The organism is Brachybacterium massiliense (assembly GCF_900184245.1).
GTDB classification, from domain to species: domain Bacteria; phylum Actinomycetota; class Actinomycetes; order Actinomycetales; family Dermabacteraceae; genus Brachybacterium; species Brachybacterium massiliense.
This window is the reverse complement of the sequence record NZ_FXXB01000004.1, coordinates 274,919-295,245: the sequence shown is the minus strand read 5'-3', so window position 1 is coordinate 295,245 and position 20,327 is coordinate 274,919. Positions and strand designations below refer to the sequence as shown.

At 68.4% G+C, this 20,327-nt stretch carries 20 protein-coding genes; 11 read left to right on the top strand and 9 right to left on the bottom strand.

What is annotated here, in order from left to right:
- Window positions 1-23: 23 nt before the first annotated feature.
- Both BN4251_RS02935 and BN4251_RS02930 read right to left on the bottom strand, forming a co-directional pair.
- Window positions 24-1,034, bottom strand: a complete 1,011-nt coding sequence (locus BN4251_RS02935; RefSeq protein ID WP_170931795.1) for a cation diffusion facilitator family transporter — start codon at window positions 1,032-1,034, stop codon at window positions 24-26.
- The gene (locus tag BN4251_RS02930) at window positions 1,031-1,522 is read right to left on the bottom strand and encodes a transporter substrate-binding domain-containing protein (protein WP_087483699.1); all 492 of its coding nucleotides are present in this window, start codon (window positions 1,520-1,522) and stop codon (window positions 1,031-1,033) included. The genes BN4251_RS02935 and BN4251_RS02930 overlap by 4 nt, the downstream gene beginning before the upstream one ends.
- A 231-nt stretch (window positions 1,523-1,753) precedes the next feature.
- On the opposite strand from BN4251_RS02930, the gene BN4251_RS02925 reads away from it, so the two are divergent.
- From BN4251_RS02925 to hutH, 4 genes are all read left to right on the top strand, one after another.
- The gene (locus BN4251_RS02925; protein WP_087483658.1) at window positions 1,754-2,494 is read left to right on the top strand and encodes a GAF and ANTAR domain-containing protein; all 741 of its coding nucleotides are present in this window, start codon (window positions 1,754-1,756) and stop codon (window positions 2,492-2,494) included.
- 83 nt (window positions 2,495-2,577) lie between these two features.
- Entirely contained in the window at window positions 2,578-3,612 is a 1,035-nt protein-coding gene (locus BN4251_RS02920; RefSeq protein ID WP_087483657.1) for a TetR/AcrR family transcriptional regulator, read from the top strand.
- A gap of 92 nt (window positions 3,613-3,704) precedes the next feature.
- A complete protein-coding gene (locus BN4251_RS02915; protein ID WP_087483656.1) occupies window positions 3,705-4,478 on the top strand; it encodes an ABC transporter ATP-binding protein in 774 nt (257 codons plus the stop codon).
- A gap of 127 nt (window positions 4,479-4,605) precedes the next feature.
- Window positions 4,606-6,183 carry a histidine ammonia-lyase gene (gene hutH, locus BN4251_RS02910; protein WP_087483655.1) on the top strand — a complete coding sequence of 526 codons (1,578 nt, stop codon included), beginning with the start codon at window positions 4,606-4,608 and terminating at the stop codon, window positions 6,181-6,183.
- A gap of 66 nt (window positions 6,184-6,249) precedes the next feature.
- On the opposite strand, the gene BN4251_RS02905 is transcribed toward hutH, so the two are convergent.
- Complete coding sequence (locus tag BN4251_RS02905) at window positions 6,250-7,851, bottom strand: PTS sugar transporter (RefSeq protein ID WP_087483698.1); 1,602 nt, start codon at window positions 7,849-7,851, stop codon at window positions 6,250-6,252.
- Window positions 7,852-7,962: 111 nt separating this feature from the next.
- Between BN4251_RS02905 and BN4251_RS02900 the strand changes: the two genes are divergently transcribed.
- Together BN4251_RS02900 and BN4251_RS02895 are read left to right on the top strand one after the other, a co-directional pair.
- Window positions 7,963-8,445: a hypothetical protein gene (locus tag BN4251_RS02900; protein WP_087483654.1), complete on the top strand. Its 483-nt coding sequence runs from the start codon at window positions 7,963-7,965 to the stop codon at window positions 8,443-8,445.
- A gap of 246 nt (window positions 8,446-8,691) precedes the next feature.
- Window positions 8,692-8,928, top strand: a complete 237-nt coding sequence (locus BN4251_RS02895; RefSeq protein ID WP_140398373.1) for a hypothetical protein — start codon at window positions 8,692-8,694, stop codon at window positions 8,926-8,928.
- Window positions 8,929-8,999: 71 nt separating this feature from the next.
- Here the strand turns inward: BN4251_RS02895 and BN4251_RS02890 are convergent, their stop codons facing one another.
- A complete protein-coding gene (locus BN4251_RS02890; protein WP_140398372.1) occupies window positions 9,000-9,533 on the bottom strand; it encodes a hypothetical protein in 534 nt (177 codons plus the stop codon).
- A 206-nt stretch (window positions 9,534-9,739) separates the two neighbouring features.
- Between BN4251_RS02890 and BN4251_RS02885 the strand changes: the two genes are divergently transcribed.
- Window positions 9,740-10,048 (top strand): MazG nucleotide pyrophosphohydrolase domain-containing protein, encoded by a 309-nt coding sequence (locus tag BN4251_RS02885; protein ID WP_087483651.1) that lies wholly within the window; start codon window positions 9,740-9,742, stop codon window positions 10,046-10,048.
- A gap of 31 nt (window positions 10,049-10,079) precedes the next feature.
- Here BN4251_RS02885 and BN4251_RS02880 read toward each other — a convergent pair whose 3' ends face one another.
- Window positions 10,080-10,811: a GNAT family N-acetyltransferase gene (locus BN4251_RS02880; RefSeq protein ID WP_087483650.1), complete on the bottom strand. Its 732-nt coding sequence runs from the start codon at window positions 10,809-10,811 to the stop codon at window positions 10,080-10,082.
- A 63-nt stretch (window positions 10,812-10,874) separates the two neighbouring features.
- Complete coding sequence (locus tag BN4251_RS02875) at window positions 10,875-12,269, bottom strand: AI-2E family transporter (protein WP_087483649.1); 1,395 nt, start codon at window positions 12,267-12,269, stop codon at window positions 10,875-10,877.
- 449 nt (window positions 12,270-12,718) lie between these two features.
- On the opposite strand from BN4251_RS02875, the gene BN4251_RS02870 reads away from it, so the two are divergent.
- On the top strand, window positions 12,719-13,552 hold the full coding sequence (locus BN4251_RS02870; protein WP_087483648.1) for a tyrosine-type recombinase/integrase: 834 nt from the start codon (window positions 12,719-12,721) through the stop codon (window positions 13,550-13,552).
- A gap of 49 nt (window positions 13,553-13,601) precedes the next feature.
- Window positions 13,602-13,826 carry a helix-turn-helix domain-containing protein gene (locus BN4251_RS02865; protein WP_212647574.1) on the top strand — a complete coding sequence of 75 codons (225 nt, stop codon included), beginning with the start codon at window positions 13,602-13,604 and terminating at the stop codon, window positions 13,824-13,826.
- 110 nt (window positions 13,827-13,936) lie between these two features.
- Here the strand turns inward: BN4251_RS02865 and BN4251_RS02860 are convergent, their stop codons facing one another.
- The 3 genes from BN4251_RS02860 to BN4251_RS02850 all read right to left on the bottom strand — a co-directional run bounded on the left by BN4251_RS02860 (window position 13,937) and on the right by BN4251_RS02850 (window position 17,599).
- Window positions 13,937-15,589, bottom strand: coding sequence for an extracellular solute-binding protein (locus BN4251_RS02860; protein WP_087483647.1), 1,653 nt, complete (start codon window positions 15,587-15,589; stop codon window positions 13,937-13,939).
- A gap of 43 nt (window positions 15,590-15,632) precedes the next feature.
- A complete protein-coding gene (locus tag BN4251_RS02855) occupies window positions 15,633-16,514 on the bottom strand; it encodes a carbohydrate ABC transporter permease (protein WP_087483646.1) in 882 nt (293 codons plus the stop codon).
- A gap of 71 nt (window positions 16,515-16,585) precedes the next feature.
- Window positions 16,586-17,599 carry an ABC transporter permease gene (locus BN4251_RS02850; protein WP_425426177.1) on the bottom strand — a complete coding sequence of 338 codons (1,014 nt, stop codon included), beginning with the start codon at window positions 17,597-17,599 and terminating at the stop codon, window positions 16,586-16,588.
- Between the two features lie 310 nt (window positions 17,600-17,909).
- Here BN4251_RS02850 and BN4251_RS02845 point away from each other — a divergent pair, with 310 nt between their 5' ends.
- Both BN4251_RS02845 and BN4251_RS02840 read left to right on the top strand, forming a co-directional pair.
- Window positions 17,910-19,118, top strand: a complete 1,209-nt coding sequence (locus tag BN4251_RS02845) for a Gfo/Idh/MocA family protein (protein WP_087483645.1) — start codon at window positions 17,910-17,912, stop codon at window positions 19,116-19,118.
- The gene (locus tag BN4251_RS02840) at window positions 19,115-20,131 is read left to right on the top strand and encodes a LacI family DNA-binding transcriptional regulator (protein WP_087483644.1); all 1,017 of its coding nucleotides are present in this window, start codon (window positions 19,115-19,117) and stop codon (window positions 20,129-20,131) included. The genes BN4251_RS02845 and BN4251_RS02840 overlap by 4 nt, the downstream gene beginning before the upstream one ends.
- Window positions 20,132-20,327: the final 196 nt, after the last annotated feature.

Here is a 20,327-nt window from a genome sequence, read left to right as displayed (position 1 = left end):
TCCACGCTATGGGTCCACGCTGCTCATGTCCGCAGTGTCGACCGAAAGGTCTGCCGGTGAGGGAGCTCGGGCACCGGCGCGACGACGACGTCGTGCATCTTCCAGTCCAGGGCGTGGAGACGGTCGCGCAGCGCGGCGAGCTGCACCGCGCTCGGCTCCGCTCCCGGGCGCGGGACCACGAACACCTCGGCGTGGAAGACGTGGCCCTGATCCCGCACCCGTGCGGAGGCCTCGGCCACCCATGTCTCCTGCGCTGCCGCGTCCTCGACCTCGTGGATCAGCGGGTGCGGTGCGGAGTCGTCGTACGTGCGTGCCTCGGCGTCGGTGAGCCCGCCGATCGAGCTGCGCAGGTTCTTCACCCCGTCGCGCAGGATCGAGACGGAGACCAGCAGCGCGGCGACGGCATCGGCCCACCACAGCCCCAGCCCCACGCCGAGCACACCGGTGATGGTGGCGACCGCGGTGGTCCAGTCCGCCTTGTTCATGTCCGCATCCGCGTAGAGCACCTTGTCGTGCAGCTGCTCGGCGAGCGCGAGCTTCTTCAGGCCCAGCCCCACCGGGCCGGTGCTGGTCACCACCATCACGGCGACCATCAGCCAGCCCGCCCAGAGCCCCTGCCCGAACAGGACGGTCAGCCCGATCGGCGGGCGCTCGACGCTCACCAGCGTCACCACGGAGTCGTAGGCCAGGTAGCCGCCCATGGCGAGCAGCGCGGTGGCCGCCACGAGGTGGGCGACACCGATCGAGCGGTGGTGGCCGTAGGGATGGAGGCGGTCGGGCTTCCGGCGGATGCGACGGGTCGCGACGAGGAACGCGATCGGCGGCAGCAGGGACAGCATGTCCTCCGCCCAGGCCGCCTGCATGGCCTGGGACTGGCCTGCCACGAGCGCCACCAGCACGACTGTGCCGCTCATCCAGGCGAGCGTGAACCACTCCAGGCGGATCGCGTGGCGCAGCGCCTCGCGCTGCTCCTCGCCGAATGCGTCATGGCCGGTGCCGGTGTCCTCGGCGCTCCCCTCGTCCTGAGCGTTCACAGCTCGCCGCCCTGCTCGGCGAGGTATCGCTCGAGGTCGACCAGCAGTGCGTTCTCGCCCGGCCGCACACCCATCACCAGGTCCACCGGCGCTCCGTCGGGGCCCTCGGCGGTGGTGTAGGGGCGGGTCAGTGCGATCTGTGAGGTCCAGGGGACGTCCGAGGCGAGACCGCCGATCACGAGGTCCAGCTCGCCGTTCCTCATCTGGGCGGCCAGAGTGTTCTCCCCTGCGGGCACCCAGCGGATCTCGGCATCGATCGTGGTCGCGTAGCCCTCGAGCAGTTCGACCTCCGTCCCGCTGACCGTGCCGTCGGGAGCGACCTGGGTCCAGGGCGGATTCTCGGCGATGCCGACGCGCAGCTCGCCGCCGGTGGCTCGGTCGAGGGTGCCCTGGGTGTCGGCGGGGAAGCTGCCCTGGCAGCCGGCTGCGACGAGCAGCAGCGCGAGCACCAGAAGATGCCGCATCCGCTGCAGGACGGGGGTTCGCATCGTGGTCACCGCGCTCTCCGACGGGGCGCTGGCACGCCCAGGTCTGTCGTACCTGCTGACTCTAGGGAGTCCGCCGCGGAAGCGTCCGTCCGATCGGTCGAGCGCTGCGACCTGCAGGACACGCTCTGGACGGTTGACGCGAGCACGGCGCGAGCGTGTGATGACGCCGTGGCGCATGCCACGATGCGAACCCGAAACCCGGAAGCAGCAGGAGGGAGTGGAGGACGCGCCATGCTCGACGATGTGGACAGCACCCGCCAGCAGCACCTGAGCACGATGCAGCGGCTGATCCTGGAGAGCGAGGACATCGCCTCCTTCCTCCAGGACTTCACGGAACTGCTGGCGGGCAGGCTCGCCGGTCCCGGCGGGGATCGGTGGTGCGCGATCACCCTGCTGCGCGATCGCAAGGCCGCCACGGCCGTCTCCTCCGGGCCCGTGGCCCGTGAGCTCGACGAGCTGCAGAACACCTTCACTCACGGGCCGTGCATGACCGCGATCCGCGAGAACACGGTGATCCGCGCCGGTGATCTGCGCACCGACGATCGCTGGCCGGACTATCAGCGGGCCGCCGTGGCTCACGGGGTGCGCTCGGTGCTCGGGCTGCCCTTCGATCTCGACGACGATGCCCAGGCCGGGGTGAACATCTACTCCGAGGTCCCCCACGACTTCACCCCCGAGATGATCGAGTCGATCCAGCTCGAGACCCGCCTCGCGGCCGACGCGCTGCGCCTCGCCGTGCGGTTGGCCTCCCAGCGCGAATCGGAGCACGATCTGCGGGCCGCGATGGAGTCCCGCACCGTGATCGACCTCGCCGTGGGCGTGATCATGGGCCAGAACCGGTGCAGTCAGGACGAGGCCGTGGAGATCCTCAAACGGGCCTCGAACCATCGCAACGTCAAGCTGCGAGATCTCGCAGCGGAGCTCATCGCCTCGGTGAGCACGACGCCCCCGCGCACCGCGTTCGAGAGCTGATTGTGCCCGGAGGCCTTCCCGGATAGTCTTCACTGAGGTCTAGCAGCAGGCCTTCTCTTCCTGTTGCACGAAACGGCCTCTCCATGCCTCACACCCTCTCGGTGACCGTCCATGTCGACCTCGACCTCCAAGAGGTCCAGCTCGCGGTCGCCGGATGCCTGACCGCCCAGACGCACCCCTCGCTGCTGCCCATCGTGCGTCAGGCCCGCGGTCTGGATCCCTCTCCGCGGATCACCGTCGACCTGTCCGGTGCCGAACACATCGATCTGGACGGTCTGATGCCGCTGCGGCACGCGCTCGACCACGAGAGCGGCCCCGGCGCGGCGCCCCTGGACTACCGGGTCCCTGATCCCCTGCCGATGTGTGGTCGGACGATGCCTGCTGTCCCGGCGGGCAGCGGGGAGGAGCTGCTCCCCCGGTCTACCGGCCGACAGACGCCCCTGGCACTGCTGCGAAGCGCCGAGGCGCCGTCACGGGTGGCGTCCGCCACGGCGACGTCGGCCGATGCTCCCGAGCGCGCGACCCGCGCACGCACCCGCCGCGAGGAGATCCTCGCCGGCGCCGCGGAGATGTTCGCCGAGCACGGCTACCGCGGGGCGAGCCTGCGGGACATCAGCCGCCACATCGGGATCTCCCATCCGGGGCTGATGCATCACTTCGCCTCGAAGGACATCCTGCTCGACGGTGTCATCGACCTGCTCGAGGCCCATGCGCAGCGCATCCTCGACCAGGTCGAGACGATGCACGCGGACCCTGCGGCGATGCTGCGGGCGCTGTCGGTGCACTGGGATCCCGCCGCGCTGCCCACCCAGCTGCTGGCCACCCTCGGCGCGGAGTCCGTCAGCGGCGACCACCCCGGCCGCTTCCGGATGGCACGGCTGCGCCGCGTCCACGAGCATGTGTTCGAGCAGTGCTTTCTCGAGTTCCGGCAGCGGGACCTGCTCCGGCCGGGTCTGGATCCCGCCTTCGCCAGCCGGGCGATGTTCGGTCTCGTGCTGAACCTGGCGGTGCGGGAGCGGACCGTGCGCACCATGCAAGGCGGCGGTCACGACGATGCCCCGATCGAGGAGCTCACCCGCCTGGCTCGCTCCTTCGTGGAATCGGGAGCCTCGCACTGAGCCGATGATCTCGCGGGCCGGGCGGCGACCGGGGAACACCCAGCACTCCTGACTAGAGTGCGTGGCATCCGTCCCCGCGAGGAAAGACCCCGATGCCTGCTTCGAGCCCGTTGACCGCCACCGCCCTGCACGCCGGCTATCCAGGTGAGGAGGTGCTGCGAGGGATCGACCTCACGCTGAGCGCCGGGGACCCGCCCCTGGGACTGCTCGGCGCCTCGGGGGCGGGCAAGACGACGCTGCTGGCGGCGCTGAGCGGCGAGCATCGCCCCAGCTCGGGGCAGGTCACCTGGAACGGGCGCAGCGTCTCGAAGCTGCGTGGCAGGGATCGACGGATGTTCCGGGCCGCGGTGCGCTTCGTCTCGCAGTACGCGATGACCATCTCCGATCCGCGCGAGACGGTGCGCTCCCGGCTCGAGCTCGCCGCGAAGGAGGCTCGCAAGGGCGGGCGCACCCACTCCGTCTCCCCCGCCGAGATGCTCGAGTCGGTGGGACTGGGCGAGCACTTCCTTCCGCGCACCATGCGCACCCTCTCCGGTGGGGAGACCCAGCGGGTCGCCCTCGCGACCGCCCTCGCCACGCGCCCGGAGATCCTGGTGCTCGATGAGCCGCTGACCGCTGTGGACCCCAGCACCCGCGGGCAGATCGCCCAGCGCCTCGCGGCGACCATCGAGCGCCTCGGCATCGGTGCGCTGATCGCCTCGCATGACGTCGAGCTGCTGCAGCGGCTGTGCCCGCAGATCGTGTTCCTCGGCGAGGGGCGTCTACTGGCCCGGGGTGCGCTGTCCGAGGTGCTGGCCCGCACCGAGCACGAGCCCATCAGGGAGCTCGCCGAGGCGAACCCGCTCGCGGTGCAGCGCTTCCGCTGACGTCGCCCGCACACCCTGCTGTCCGGCATCCCGGACAGATTCGGCAGGTGCGCCGTCTGAGCCGGGACATGCCGCGTCAGACTCGGAAGGATCGCACCCAGGATCCGACCGAGGAGGCACCGACGGCATGACGAGCACCCACGCCCACCCGCAGCGCGAGGCTGCCCCCACGACCATCGTCCTCGGTGAGCGGCCCCTGACGATCGAGGAGGTCGTGCAGGTCGCCCGCCACCGCGCACCGGTCACGATCGCCGAGTCCTCGCGCGAGAAGATGCTGCGGGCGCGTGAGGCGGTGGACCGTCTCGCCGCGGCCGACACCCCCGCCTACGGCGTCTCGACCGGCTTCGGTGCGCTCGCCGATCGGAAGATCGACGTCAGCGCCCGCACCCGGCTCCAGGCCTCGCTCGTGCGCTCCCACGCCGCGGGCACGGGAGCGGAGGTCGAGGAGGAAGCGGTGCGAGCGATGATGCTGCTGCGCCTGCAGACCCTCACCACCGGCCGCACCGGCGTGCGCCCCGCGGTCGCCGACCGCTACGTGACGTTGCTGAACGAGGTGCTCACCCCGGTCGTGCACGAGAACGGGTCGCTGGGCTGCTCAGGGGACCTCGCACCGCTGGCGCACTGCGCGCTCGCGGTGATCGGAGAGGGGCAGGTGCGCGATCGCGACGGTGTGCTGCGCGACAGCGCCGAGGCGCTCGCAGGTGCGGGCTCGAGCCCGGTGGAGCTGCAGGCCAAGGAGGGGCTGTCGCTGATCAACGGCACGGACGGGATGCTGGGCATGCTCGCGCTGTCTCTGCATGATCTGCACGAGGTCGCACGGGCCGTGGACGTCTCCGCGGCCATGAGCATCGAGGCGCTGCTGGGCACGGACCGGGTCTTCGAGGCGGCGCTGCACGAGGTGCGCCCGCACCCGGGTCAGCAGGCCTCCGCCCGGAACCTCGCGACCCTGCTGGCGGAGTCGGCGATCGTGGCCAGCCACCGCGGAGCGGACTGCACGGTGGTCCAGGACGCCTATTCGCTGCGCTGCGCGCCCCAGGTCGCGGGCGCCTTCCGAGCCACGCTCGCCCATGCCGAGTCCGTCGCCGGGATCGAGCTGGCCAGCGCCGTGGACAACCCGGTGGTGCTCGATGACGGCCGCGTGGAGTCCAACGGGAACTTCCACGGCGCGCCCGTCGGCTACGTGCTGGACTTCCTCGCCATCGCCGTCGCGGATCTCGCCTCGATGAGCGAGCGCCGCACCGATCGGCTGCTGGATCCCGCACGCTCCCACGGCCTGCCCGCCTTCCTCGGCGCCGATCCGGGCATCGACTCGGGCCTGATGATCGCGCAGTACACGCAGGCATCCCTGGTCAGCGACCTCAAGCGGCTCGCAGCACCCGCGAGCGTGGACTCGATCCCCTCCTCGGCGATGCAGGAGGACCACGTCTCGATGGGCTGGGCGGCGGCGCGCAAGCTGCGCCGCGCGGTCGATGCTGTCCAGCGCGTGATCGCGATCGAGCTGATGGCCGCGGCCCGCGGCCTCGAGCTGCGGGCGCCGCTGGATCCCTCCCCCGCCACCGGCGCCGCCCTGCGCACGATCCGCGAGCACGTCGAGGGCGTGGGCCCGGACCGCTGGCTCTCCCCCGACATCGAGCTGATGGTGCGCCTGGTGCGGTCCCGGGAGGTCACCGCCGCCGCGCAGTCCGTCGCAGGTCCGCTGAGCTGAGAGGGTCCTCTCGGCAGGCGGCATCTGCCGTCGGCGTGGAGCGCTGAGCCGGGTCGCGGCGGTCGTTCAGGCCGCCGCGGCCCGGTTCTTCTTCAGTGCCGAGAGGTTCGCGAAGAGGGTCAGCGTGAAGGCGATCGCGAACGAGGTGAGCATCGCCAGTGCGAGTCCCGCCGCGCTGGTGGAGATGAACGGGGCGATGAAGACCGGCACGTAGGCGGACGCCTCCGCGCCCGTCATGCCGACGACCGCGCCGCCCGCGGTGGCGGCGAGCAGCGCCGCGGCGAACACCCGCCTGTCCCCGAACATGAAGGGGTAGGAGGACTCGACAAAGGTGCCGAAGAAGAAGTTCACCGCCGAGCCGGAGCCGGCCAGTGCCCGCTCTCCCGAGGTGCGGGGCCGGATGACGTTGGCGAGCGTGATGCCGAGGGATACGACCACGAGTGCGGCCATGTCCACTGCACCGAAGAAGCTGTGGCCCTTCTGCCCCATCTCCAGCAGCACCAGGGGCAGGATCGCCGAGTGGTAGACCCCGCCGATGATCGCGGGCCAGATGGCCAGTCCTGCGAGGGCACCGGCCATGATCGGGTTGAACGCCACCGCCCAGGCGATCGCGTCGGAGATCCACGTGCCGAGAACCGCGGTCAGCGGGGAGAGCACGAAGTACATCAGCAGCCCCGGCAGCAGGCCTCCCAGGGCGCCGGTGGCGATGTTCGCGGTGGTGGCGGGGAAGCTCCAGGTCACGCAGCGCCGCAGGATCGGGCCGACGAGCAGGCCGGAGAGGATGCCGCTGAGCAGACCGCCGAGGATCCCGCCCTCCTGGGCGAGGACGCCCGCGATCACGCCGGCCACCACACCCACCTCGCCGAGCCCGCTGATCTTCCGGGCCGCGATGGCGGAGACGATGATCGGCAGGCCCGCGATCATCAGGTCGAAGGCGCCCTGGAGGGCGCCCAGGCCCGGGATCTTCGAGACGGCCAGCAGCAGTGCGAGGGCGATGAAGGCCGGGATCGAGCCGACCATGATCCCGCGGATGCTGATGCGCTTCCAGGCGGGCTCGTCCGTCTCGGCGCCGTTGCCCTCTGCGGAAGAGCCGCCGAGACGAGGCCGGTAGCTGACCTTCCAATGCCGGGCCAGGCCCGAGACGGCGGAGACGGCGCGGGTGGAGCTGGTGGTGCCCGTGGTGCCCGAGGCGGAGACGACCCGCAGCCCCATCTGCTGGGCCGTCGCGAGCGAGCTGCCGCCGGTGCCGGCGGCGGGGATCTCCGCGGCGGCCGCCGCGGTGACCGTCCGGGAGTTGGTGTCGCCGGGGTCATGGCTCATCACGATCAGGCCATCGATCTCGCCAGCGCGCACGCGGGCGGCGAGCCGCTCGTCGTTCTCACGGGCGAGATCGTTGATCTCCGAGAGCGGTCCCTCCTGGAGAAGCTGCGGACCGTCCGCGCCGAGGCCCCACAGCGCGGCGGGCACGGACTGGGCGACGCCGTCCATCGACGCGGCCGCCGCCACGAACTGGACCTCCTCGAGCACGAATCCTGCGGCGTCGACCTGGCGTGCGACGTCGTTGATCAGGCGGGCGGGGTCGCTGCCACCGTGGCTGCGCAGGTTGCCCCCGCTGCTGCCGAGAATCGCGATGCGCCGCGGCGCCTCGGGGGCGGTGTCGCCGTTCATCCTCACGTCACCCTTCAGGTCGAGCCCTTCACCGATCACGGGATCCTACGGGGCAGGTGGTGCTTCGCTGCGGGGTGTCCAGCGGGGCGCGGGCCCTCCATACTGATGCTCATGCACAGTCGCTCCCGGCGCCTGCTGCTCCTCGGAGCCGCAGCCTGCCTGCTGATTCCCGCCTGCTCCTCAGATCCCCGGGAGGGAGAGATCGTTGCGGAGTGCGTGAGCTGGTCCGATCTCGCAGATCCCCAGACTGCGTTCGACGTAGCGGACGCGGTGATCATTGGTCGTCCTGTCGCCTCTTCCGGGGCGAAGCTCATGTTCAGCGTCGACGCCACCGTGCACGAGGTCGACGTGGTGCAGATCTTCAAGGGCGAGATCGACGAGACAGTGTCCATCGCATCGACCCCGGAGACGTGCACGACGGGGTCTCCCTACCCGAACGGCGACCCTCTGGAGACGGAGCTGGAGGTGCTCCTGTTCCTCACGGCACCCGCCGACGACGGAATCTGGTCCACGGTGACCCCGTTCGACGGTGTGAGAAGCGTGCCTGAGGACGGTTCGCTCCCCTTCGGCTCCGTCTCCCCCTCCGACCAGTGATGCGGCACTGGACTCGCCGCCTCGGTTCGCGGTGCAGAAGCGGCCGGCCCGTGCTTCACTCATTCCCACTTCCGTCGAGAGGAGACAGAGGTGCACAGATCAGGGCAGGGCAGGCGGCGATTGGCCGGACTCGTGCTCCTCGTCGCCGTTCTCGCCGGCTGTTCCACGGATAACCGGTACACGGATCAGGGTGATCAGCTCCCTCGGTCCGACCTCAGCCATGCGCGCCCGATCTCGTGGAACGAGGTGGAGATCGTGGACGACACGCATCTGCGAGTGACGTTCTGGAGTGGGGTGGACGGCTGCTGGGGTCACGACATCGAGGTCGATGAGACCACCAGCGCAGTTACGATCTCACTGGTCACCGGTGCGATCCCCCGAGCGTGGGAAGGGTGCGACGGACTCGCAGTGGAGCACACGACGCTGGTCGAGATCGCGGAGCCCCTCGGCGGACGAAAGATCGTCGACGGCAATGCCGAGTGAGCGCTCATCGGGGGTGCTCCGCGCGGGTCCCCGTACGGGGGCGAGACCGCGCCTCGACCCGGCGCCATCCTTCAGCCCGACCGCTGGGCGAGTTCCTCGACCTCGTCGAGACCCGTTCGGTCGGGGAAGCCCTCGTACCAGCTCGCCTGGTCCGGGAGGATGACCACACGACCCTCCACCTCGAACGCGCCCACTCCGAGCACCACGAACTCGTCGGTGGCATTCCCGGGAACCACCTCGAAGGGCTTCAGGTAGAGCACGTAGTCCGTGCCCTGGGTGAGGGCCGGAGCCACCGGATAGGTGTCCTCGAAGTATCCGTCGCCCGTCTGGCGCACATGCACCACGTCCTGCGCGCTGCCCTTGAGCACTCGTGACACCTCGACCTCGGCGATCACGAAGCCGGCGCCCTCGACGGTGACCCGCTCGCTGTCGGCAGCGACACCCTGGACGATCAACGATGCGTGCTCCGAGAGCTCCTCCAGGGAGCTGTACGACTCCGCGAGAGCGGACTCGGATCCCTTGAGCTCTCCGGACGGTGCAGCACAGCCCGGCATCAGCGCGAGCAGCGCCACTGCCGCCATGGTCCCGGCCCGTCGTCTCGTCACGATCGCTCCTCGCTCGATGGACCCCATGCTGAGCCTCCCCTCGAGCGTGTCGGACCGTAGGACGCGATCTTCGCATGGACGTTCCGCGCCCGCCAGGCCATCAGCACCGCACCCTCCTCGTGCTTGAGGCGACAATGCTGCTCACCCAGGAGATCGCGCAAGTAATGGCGGACCGCGCAGCGTGACTGCGCCAGTACCGTTGCCGGATGCACCTCAATGACATCGGCGCACGCATCGAGAAGCTCTCTGCCCAGTACGCGGAGGTGTACGGAATCGAGCGTTCGGCCGAATGGGCCCTGCTGAAGCTCACCGAGGAGGTGGGTGAGCTGGCCCAGGCCCATCTCACGGCGACGGGCCAGAGCAAGGACCGCGGCCGGAGCGAGGCGGAGCACCGCCAGGAGCTCGCCGCGGAGCTCGGCGACGTCATCGGGATGTGTCTGGTGTATGCGCATCAGCAGGGCATCGATACCGAGAGCGCCGTCGCGGAGAAGTGGTTCCAGCACGAGAAGGACTGAGCCGACGCCGCTCTGTCTCCCGACGCGCAGCTCAGCCGCTCGTCAGACTCTTCAGCAGCAGCTGGTCGTGCTCGCGGGCGTGGTGGACCACGCCATCCTCGCCCACCCAGTCGTACTCGGTGACGTCCACGATCCCTGTGGCGCGGTACCCCAGCCGCTCGTACAGCCGGAGCGCGCCGGGGTTGTCGTCGGCCGCGCCCATCGCCACCACCCGGTGGCCGTGCCGCAGCGCCTCGTGCTCGGCGGCGGCGATGAGCGCCGTCCCCACTCCCTGCCCGCGATGCTCCTCACGCACCTGCAGATGGCAGATCTCCACCGACTCCGGGTGGGCGGCGCGCCCCCGCTCCCCGGTGCATCCGTCGCGGCGCAGCACCACGGAGCCGAGCGGCGTGGTGTCGCGCCACGCCACCAGATATGCGGCGTCGCCCCGCAGCTGGCGGGCGTGATGCGCCTCGTGCACGTCTCCGGGCACGGGCCACTGCGCCGTGAGATCTCCCAGATCATCCACGGTGCAGGGCCGGATGACGAGCTGTCCGGGGGTGGGCGGAGAGCTCGGGGCGAGCATCCACGAGGAGCCTGCAGCATCAAGCAGGTCCTCCCGGCCGACGGCGGTGGCACAGTCCGCGAGGGAGAGCTCCAGCTCGACCGCGATGTCCTGCAGCGCCCGCACCTCATGCACCCCGCGATCCCGGGCCACCAGGCAGTGGGCACGGACCCGCTCCGCCATGTGCTCGCTCCGGGCACGTCCCTGGGAGTCGTTCATCTGCTCACCCTATGGCGAGCTGTAGAAACGAGAACGGCGGCGCTGCGCCTCTCGCGCAGTGCGTCACTCGCCCTTGGGCGCTGACGGAGGCTCGGGAGGATCCTTCTGCTCGGTCTCTGGCGTGGGCTCCGGCTCCAGCTCGGGCTCCGTCGGGGGCTCCGGTGAGACCTCGGGCGGAAGCGGCTCGTCGGACGCGGGTGGTTTGTCGGGGGCGGGCGTCTTGTCGGGGGCGGCGTCGGACGCGGCGTGCTCGACGGCGCCGAGCGCCGTGGCGCCCTTGCGTTCACGGCGCAGACGCTGGTACTTCACCCGCTGCGCTCGCGTGGCCCGGTTCTTGACGCGCTCCTTGGGCTCGAGCGGATCCTTGCCCAGCACCGGGTCGTCACCGGCCTGGTACCGGTCGGTCCACACCTGGATCAACACCCACGCCATCGCGGTGTACGGCACGGCGAGGATCGCCCCGAAGATCCCTCCCACGATCGTGCCGATCGTCAGGGCGAGCAGCACGATCAGCGGGTGCATGCTGAGGGTGCGGCCCATCACGACGGGCTGGAGGAGGTTGCCCTCGATCTGGTTCACGGCGATCACGATGATCACCACGATCAGGGCCTCGACGGGACCGGTGGTCACCACCGTCACGGCGGCGGCCAGGATCCCTGCGACGGTCGCGCCGACCACCGGGATGAAGGCGCCGATGAACACGATCACCGCGAGCGGCACCGCAAGGGGCACCCCCACTGCCGCCAGGCCGATGCCGATCAGCACTGCGTCGACCAGGGCGACCGTCGCGGTGCCGCGCACATAGCCGCCCAGCACGCCTGCGGCGCGGTCCACGGATTCGGCGAGCTTGGCGCGGGTCTCCCCGCGGAACCAGCGCAGCACGAAGTTCCAGATGTTCGAGCTGTCCTTGAGGAAGAAGAACAGCAGCACGATGCTCAGCACCACGCCGGTGAGGAACTCGGTGGCGGCGCTGACCCCGGTCAGGGTGCTGGCGGCGAAGTCCTCGCTGCTGACGAAGTCGGTGACCTGCTGCGTGAGGTCGTCCAGCATCGAGGTGTCCACGGGCAGGGGCGCCGACGTGATCCAGGTGTTCAGCTGCTCCCAGCCGCCCACGGCAGAGGAGACGAGGTTGTCCCATTCGCTGCGGATCGCCAGCACGATCCCGCTGACCACACCGCTTGCGACCAGCACGATCGCGAAGAACGAGGCGAGCGTGGCCCACATTCGCGACCAGCCCCTGCCGATCAGCCAGCGCACCAGCGGCCCCACGGCGGCGGAGAGGATCAGCGCCACCAGCACCGAGACCACCACCACGCGCACGCGCAACAGCAGCCACACCGCCCCCGCCGCCACCGCGGCGATCAGCAGCAGCTGACCGGCGCGGGCCCCGGCCCGGCCGAGGTTGTCCGACCAGGGGTCCGTGGGCCGGTCCGTCTCCGGCGGGCGGGAATCAGTCATCGGCGGGATCTCCTGGAGATCGGGGGCGCTCGGGATGAATCGTCCGTGGCCTGCCAGTGTGCCAGGAGAGTCTCCGAGGGGACCGAGAGCTCGGTCGGTCGAGCGCGCGCCGTCACCGCGGATTCCGAGCTGCGCGGAGATCCTGGAATGCGAAGAAGCCCCACCGGGTGACCGGTGGGGCTTCTTCCTCGGGTGCGCCATCAGGGATTCGAACCCCGGACCCGCTGATTAAGAGTCTCGAGCCGCCCACCTTGGGGTCTCTGATCGAGGTCGACTTCGGCAATGCCCGAGGTCGGCGCACCATGGTTGGGTGACTCTTGGATGAATCCTCTGGCAGAGCGGACGCTGCAGCGGCGCCCCTGCGCCTTCTTTCCTCCACACACCCCAGTTATCCCCAAATCATCGGCGCCGCTCGAAACCCGACAGAGCTGTCGGGCAACGTGGAAGCCATGGACGTCATCGCACAACTCCCTCTCTGGACCGCTTGGCTTCGTGCCTCAGAGCGCTCCGAGACGACTGTGCGACTGCGCGAGTACCACGTGCGGCGCTACTTGAATGGTGTCCCTGCTGAGACGGATCCGCTAGATCTTGAGTGGCTTGTCGCCTACCTCGCGAATCCGCGCTGGAAAGCCGCAACTCGACGGAGCGCCCGGACCTCGCTGCGGATCTGGACAACGTGGCTCCACCGCACCGGCAGGGTTCTCGCAGATCCACTTGCGCTCATCCCGCCGGCCCGAGCTCCCAAGTCTGTACCCAGGCCGTGTCCAGACCCGATCATCCGGAAGGCACTTCTCAGCTCAAACACGAGGGTGCAAGCGATGATCACTCTCGCGGCCGAAGCTGGACTACGACGTGGCGAGATCGCAGTGATCTCCCGCTCGGATGTCATCGAAGAGCCCGCTGGAACGTCGCTCATCGTTCATGGCAAGGGTCGACGCGAACGCACGGTGCCCTTAACTCCGACAGCAGCCGACGCCGTCGCACGACAGTTCAACGATGTCTCAGCTGAGCTCCCCTGGCTCTTCCCGTCAATGGGGCGCTATGCCGATACACACCTCCAGCCGATACGAGTTGGCGAGCTCGTCAACGAGACTCTCTCGGGCCACTGGAGTGCACACACCTTGCGCCACCGCTTCGCAACCGAGGCATACCGGAGCTCCCGGGACCTCCTCTTAGTTCAGACGCTCATGGGCCATTCGAAGCCCGAGACCACAGCCATCTACGTCGGCCTTGACACTGCCCAAGCGCGGTCAGTCGTCAACGGAATCAGTCTGGTCGCGTAGACCAGTCTGGTGAGGCAGACGAGTCCATTCATTGAAGAAAGGTCAGATGATGTCTAGTCAAGCCCGGGTCCTGGAGCGCCGGTTCATCACTCTGGAAGACGTCCGTGACGTGCTCTCCATCAGTGCTGCGCAGGCATACGCACTCGTTCGGTCAGGCGAGCTCCGTGCGATCCGAGTCGGGGGGCGCGGACAGTGGCGCATCGAGAATGCTGAGCTCGAGGCGTACATTTTGCGGTCCTACCACTCCCCGGACACGCCCCGAAGGTTCGCATAATCTTGATTATGCGCACTAGCTCGGCGTGTCCGGCCCGTCGTTCGACGAGAGCGGACGCCCCACCCCCACCCAATTTGTGGGATCTGCAGGTAGAGGGCGTCCGCCCCTGTTCACTCGTCCTTGGCTTCGAGGGCGGTCAGGTACTCCTCGCGCATGGCGTCTCCGCCGTCGTTCTTCCAGGTTTCGACCTGGGCGGTCCAGTCGCTCACGTCGGCTCGGCCTTGGAGGATGTCCGCTTGCAGGTCGGACATCATCTTGTCGAGCCGCTCCCCGTGTCGGTCGCTGGTGTCGGAGGGCAGGCCCAGCACGGGGTTCGCGATTCCGTGCTGGTTGCTCCAGGTCTGGTGCTCGAACTGGAGTTCGGTAACTTCTGGGTGTCCTTCGAGGTAGAAGGCCTGCGGAGGTGCCCCGAGGTACATGAGTCCGAGGTTGATCTCTCCTTCGCCTTGGCTGGTGAGCCGGGGCGCCCCGTCGACCATCTCGAAGGTGGACCCTTCGACGCCGAAGTTGACCATGCGGTGCTCGGCGGTGCCCATTGGCGCGGCGAAGTAGTTGAGTACCCCCAGGATCATCCGTGCGCGTTCAAGGTCGCCCTTCTTGAGCCCCACGACGCTGTGGGTGGGGTGTCCCAGCCAGATCACGGGGTCACCGCCGTCGGCGCCGGCAAACCGCATGAGGTCCACGGCGAAGGAGTCGCCCGCGGTGTTCTCGCGATAGAAGCCGGTCATGGCTGGGTAGGTGTCGACGTGGAACAGCGCTGAGCCCTGGTTGAACCACTGCTTGGCGAGGGTCCCGATGTTCGCGTTGAAGTTGTCGGGATGAACCGAGCCCGAGTCGAAGAGCCGTTTCGCATCCGCGAGAGCGTCCGGCATCGCCGGGTGCTCGTAGAGGTGGGTGAGCGTGCCGTCCGCCAGGTCCCAGGTGTTGGGCAGGCGATGCATCTGCTGGATCGGCCGCACCGGGATGTCGGCGAAGGCCCACCGGTTGCTGCGCTCATCGGTGACTTCCTCGCCCAGCGCGATCAGCTCGTCCACGCTCTGCGGGGAGACGCTGCCGATACCGAGGGATTCCAGGAGGTCCTTACGCATGAAGATGCACTGCGTGGACATGGTGCCGCGAGGGATCGGGATCCCGTGGATCCCGCCCTTGAACACGCAGTGCTCCCAGGCCTCCGTGGGGAGGTTGGCGAGGTTCGGGTAGTCGAGGACTGCGTCTCCGGAGACCAGCTCGGAGAGATCCTGGAACACGGCTGCCATGAGGTCCGCTTTAGGAGTGGGTGTAGTCCAAACCTGCACCACGTCCGGCAGGTCGTCGCCTGCTACGAGGGTGGCGAACTTATCGTTCATCTCTCCTGCGGGGATGATCGAGAGTTGGAGCTCCGCCCCGACTTCCTCCTCGATCGCCTGCCAGTATTCGTTGCGCTCGCGCACGGTCGGGGGCGGTGTGGACGTGGCGAGAAATGCGGTGATCGCGGAGCCGTCCCCGGGTGGGGCGCTGACGGAGGTCACGAGGTCGGAGGGGTACTCCAGGAACCCGTCTGCGATACCGGCGCCATCCCCCTTCAGGTCAGGGACGACTCCTTCCAGTCGCGCATAGGTGGGCAGCACGACCTCGTTGTTGACCGCGATGTCTTCCTCGGCCGAGCCTGAGGAGCAGGCACTCAGCGCGGGCAGGCCGATGCCAGCGAGGGCTCCGGCACCCAGAGTGCCGCGCAGCACTGCGCGGCGGGTCGGCGTGGGGGCGGGCGGGCGTGATGCGGACATTTTCTCTCCTGTGGTTGCGATGCGGGTGGTGAGGCGGGTGCGGTCAGCCCTTGACCGCGCCGGTGAGCACTCCCTTGGCGAAGTGCTTTTGCAGGAACGGGTAGACGATGAGGATCGGCACGACGGAGACGACGAGGATCGCCATCTGCAGTGACTGTTGGGGTGGGAACGCTCCGTCGGCGCCCGCGAGCTGACTCGAGCTGAGGGAGGAGCCGTCCACGACGTAGGCGCGCAGCACCAGCTGCAGGGGCCACTTGCTGGTGTCGTTCATGTACAGCAGGGCGTTGAAGAACGCGTTCCAGTAGCCGACGGCGTAGAACAGACCGATGACGGCCAGTGCGGCCTTGGACAGCGGCAACACGATGCGGGTGAAGGTCATCCACTCTGAGGCGCCGTCCACTCGGGCGCTGTCGATCAGTTCCTGCGGGATGCTCATGAAGAAGGAGCGCACCACGATCACGTTGAAGGCGCTCACCGCAGTGGGGAGGATCAGCGCCCAATAGCTGTCGAGCAACCCGAAGGACTTCACGACGAGGTAGGTCGGGATCATGCCAGGGGCGAAGAGGATCGCACCCAGGACCAGGAAGAGCATGGGGCGCTGACCGACGCTGCCGCGGCGGCTAAGCGCGTAGGCGAGCATGGTGGTCACCGCGAGGCTGATCGCCGTGCCGGCGACTGTGACCCCGATGCTCACCCAGACCGCCCGAGAGACCACTCCCCCGGAGAAGATCGCGCGGTAGGCGCCGAAGTTAATCGAGTCGGGAATGATCACGAACCCACCCGCACGGGCTACGGATTCAGGACTCGCCAGGCTCGTGGAGATGACTCCGGTAAACGGGATGATCACCAGCAGGCAGGCGATGGTCAGGATGATGCCCTTGATGATCCGCGCGGCAATTCCTGGCGGTGGGGTGCCCTGGATCATCCGGGGACGCCGCCTGCCTCGACGTTCGGGGGACGTGATGGCCCGGGGCGCTTTGGCCAGCTGAGGGGTTGTCATGAGCGGTAGATCCCGTCCTCTCCGAAGATGTGGGCCAGCTTGTTGGCGCCGATTACCATCACCACGCCGACGATGCCCTTGACCAGGCCGACGGCGGCAGCGACCCCCCATTGCCCGCCGAGAATTCCTTGGTTGTAGACGTAGGTGTCGAGGACTTCACTGACCCCGATACCTACCGGCCCCTGTTGGAGCACGATCTGCTCGAAGCCGACGGTGAGGGCGTCTCCGAGCCGCAGGATGAGCAGGAGGATGATGATGCCGCGCATGCCGGGCAGTGTGACGCTCCACATCTGGCGGATCCGTCCGGCGCCGTCCACGCTCGCAGCTTCGTACAGCTCCGCGGAGATCTGAGACAGCGCGGCGAGGAAGAGGATCGTCGCCCACCCGGTGTCTTTCCAGATGATCTGACTGGTCAGCAGCAGCTTGAAGAGGTCCGAGTTCCCGATCAGGTCGAAGGTGGCGTGCCCGTTGGCGCGCAGCCAGCTGTTGATCATGCCGCTGCCTCCGAGCATCGACTGGAACAGCGCCACCACGATCACCCAGGACAGGAAGTGCGGCATGTACAGCACGCTCTGGACGAGACGCTTCAGCCGCTCCGAGAGCAGGGAGTTCAGCACCAGCGCGAGCACGATGGGTGCGGGGAAGACGACAACCACCTGGAGGAACAGCAGGATCAGCGTGTTCTTCAGGGCGTTGAGGAAAGCCGGGTCGCCGTTGACGATCACCCGGAAGTTCTCCCACCCCACCCAGGGGCTCTCTGCGATCCCGAGATAGGGCTGGTAGTCCTTGAAGGCGATCACGTTCCCCAGCAGCGGCAGGTAGTGGAACGCGAGCAGCAGAGCGATGCCCGGCACCCCGATGAGGATGAGCGGCAGGTCCCGGCGCAACCGCCGGCGGCGCCGGTCCAGGGAAAGACGGGGCCCCGGCCGCCCATCATCCGGTGGGTATGCCGGTGTGCTGTCCGTCGTCATCGTGCTGGGTGCCGCGTCGGGCGCCGCGTGGCCTGCCATGTGCCCTCCTCGTCGAAAGCCTCTGCGCACCGGTCCCGCGCTTGAAAGGCGACCGGCATCTGGCACCGCAACCTACACGTGTAGATCAATGACCACAAGGTCCACTTCGAAGCTTCTTGACGCACGAGCCTCACGGTCGATCCAACAAATTTCCAGGCAGTGCGCATCTCCGAAGCCGTCGCGTCTGGCGTCGCGCCGGCAGGTGCTGGCTAGCGAGGGCTCTCCCTCTCCGTCCTTGCATCACGCATCTATTCGAGTAGACTCCGGCTGCGCTGTGGCATCAGCGCCACCCCGCAGAGAAGAGGAAACGATGACGTTCACGTTGGGATTCGTCGGTGCCGGTCAGTTCTCCGGCCATTTCGCGCGACTGTTCAAGGCCCACCCCGGTATCGACCGGGTGCTGGCCACGGACCTGCGTCCGGAGCGCGCTGCGGCCCTGGTGGAGCGAGAGAATCTCGACGGCACACTCCCGAACTTCGAGACGATGCTCGAGTCAGACGTCGATGCGGTCGCGATCTTCACGCAGCGCTGGACCCATGGGCCCCTCGTCGTCGCGGCGCTGCGTGCCGGCAAGCACGTCTACTCCGCGGTTCCGATGGCGATCACGCGGGAGGAGATCGCCGCGATTATCGAGGCGGTCCGGGAGACGGGGCTGACCTACATGATGGGTGAGACCAGCTACTACAACCCGGCCACCGTCTATGCGCGTACCAAGCTCGCCGAGGGCGCTTTCGGTCGCCTGTTCTACGCCGAGGGCGACTATGTGCACGACATGGACCTCGGCTTCTACAAGGCCTACGAGTACTCCGGTGGCCAGCAGTGGCGGTCCACTGCGAGCTACCCGCCGATGATGTACCCGACGCACGCCCTGGGTGGAGTCCTTGGGGCCTGGCCCAGCCACGCCGTGAGTGTCAGTTGCATCGGCATGCGCGATCATCTCGAAGATGGGGTGTTCGATCGCGAGGTGAGCATGTGGGACAACGACATCTCCAACGCGACGGCGCTGTTCGAGCTTGCCGACGGCGGCGCGGTGCGCACGAACGAGATGAGGCGGGTTGGCTACCCCTCGCACATCCGCGAGTCCCGGTTCCGGTTCTTCGGGACGGACGCCAGCTTCGAGCAGCTCGCCACCACCTCGCTGTGGCAGGACAAGCGCGAGGCCACCGATGTCTCGGACCTGATCCGCACGGAGAGCACGCTGAGCCTTGATGACCCCTCCCTGGCGCATGTTGCTCCCGAGCTACGTGATGCCTTCGTCTCCGGCCATGCCGCCGTCCACGACACCAGCGCGCTGCCCAAGGAGCTGACGGGTTTGCCCAACGGGCACGAGGGCGCGCATCATCTGCTCGTGCACGAGTTCGTCAGCGCCGTGGAGGAGCGCCGCCTGCCCGCGGTCAACGCCTGGGTGGCGGCGCGCTTCACCTTGCCCGGCATCGTCGCCCATCAGTCGGCGCTGCGCGATGGTCAGCGACTCCCGATCGACGATTTCGGCGACGCACCGCAGAGCCTCCCACGATGACCGCACCTCCCTCCGATCGCCGGGTCACCCGAGCGGACGTCGCCCGCCTGGCCGGCGTCAGTACGGCCGTGGTCAGCTACGCGCTCAACGACGGCCCGCGACCGGTGGCGGAGGCAACGAAACAGCGCGTCCTGGAGGCCGTGAGGCTACTGGGGTACCGCCCAAACGCCACGGCACGTGCCCTGAAGCTCGGCAGTACCTCGCAGATCGGCCTGGTGGTGCCGGGGGTTAGCAACCCGTTCTTCGCCTGGCTGACCGACCGCATCGAGGCGCAGGCGCGGGCGCGCGGCCTTGCGACGGTGGTCATGAACTCGGCGGATTCTGGGGTGCTGGAGGTCGTCACCCGGATCGCTTCGCTGCAGCTCGATGGGGTTCTCATCGCGAACGAGGTAACTCGAGGCGATCTGCTGCGAATGGAGAACTCCGAAACTTCCGTTGTTCTCCTCAACCAACCCACCGAGATCGCGGGGATCCGCAGCGTCATCGTGGATCGCTATGCAGGAGCGTTCGAGGCCGTCTCTCACCTGATTGGCCATGGGCATCAACGGATTGCCTACACCGGTCCTGCGGACCCCGAGGAAGCGCGACGTCGCGGCTGGTCCGACGCCCTCGCGGTCGCCGACCTCCCTGCCGACCTCACCCTGCGCACCGAGTACTCGCGGGATGCGGGACTCGCTGCCGCGACCGAGCTGCTCGAGATGCCCGGGCCACCGACAGCAGTCTTCGCTGCCTCCGATGAGATCGCCTCCGGGATCCTTCTCGGTCTGCACCAGCACGGCTTGAGCACTCCCGACGACGTCGCGCTGATCTCCTTCGACGGGACGGAGGAGATGCGCTACGCCCGCCCTCCAGTCACCTCTGTCACGCAACCGGTGGACGACATGGTGCGGTGCGCCTTCGACTTGCTCGGGCCCGACATGGCTGTGGGCGCCGTGAGGCTGGTCCCCCAGCTCGCCATCCGGTCGAGCTGCGGATGCGGACCGTCCCTGCCACAGAAGGCTGTCAGAAGCTGACTGCTACCAGCAGCAGAGAAGGACCAGGAGGCCTCGGAACCTCTCGCATCCGAGACATCTTTCCGTGCCTCGCGAAGGATGACCCATTCGCATAACTTCTATTATGTGCACTACAAGGTGTGCCGTGGCCTGTCCCCCGTGCCCAGCCTGGCTGCTTGACGCAACGGCCGTGAACTCGCTGTCGCCGGCGGGCCTT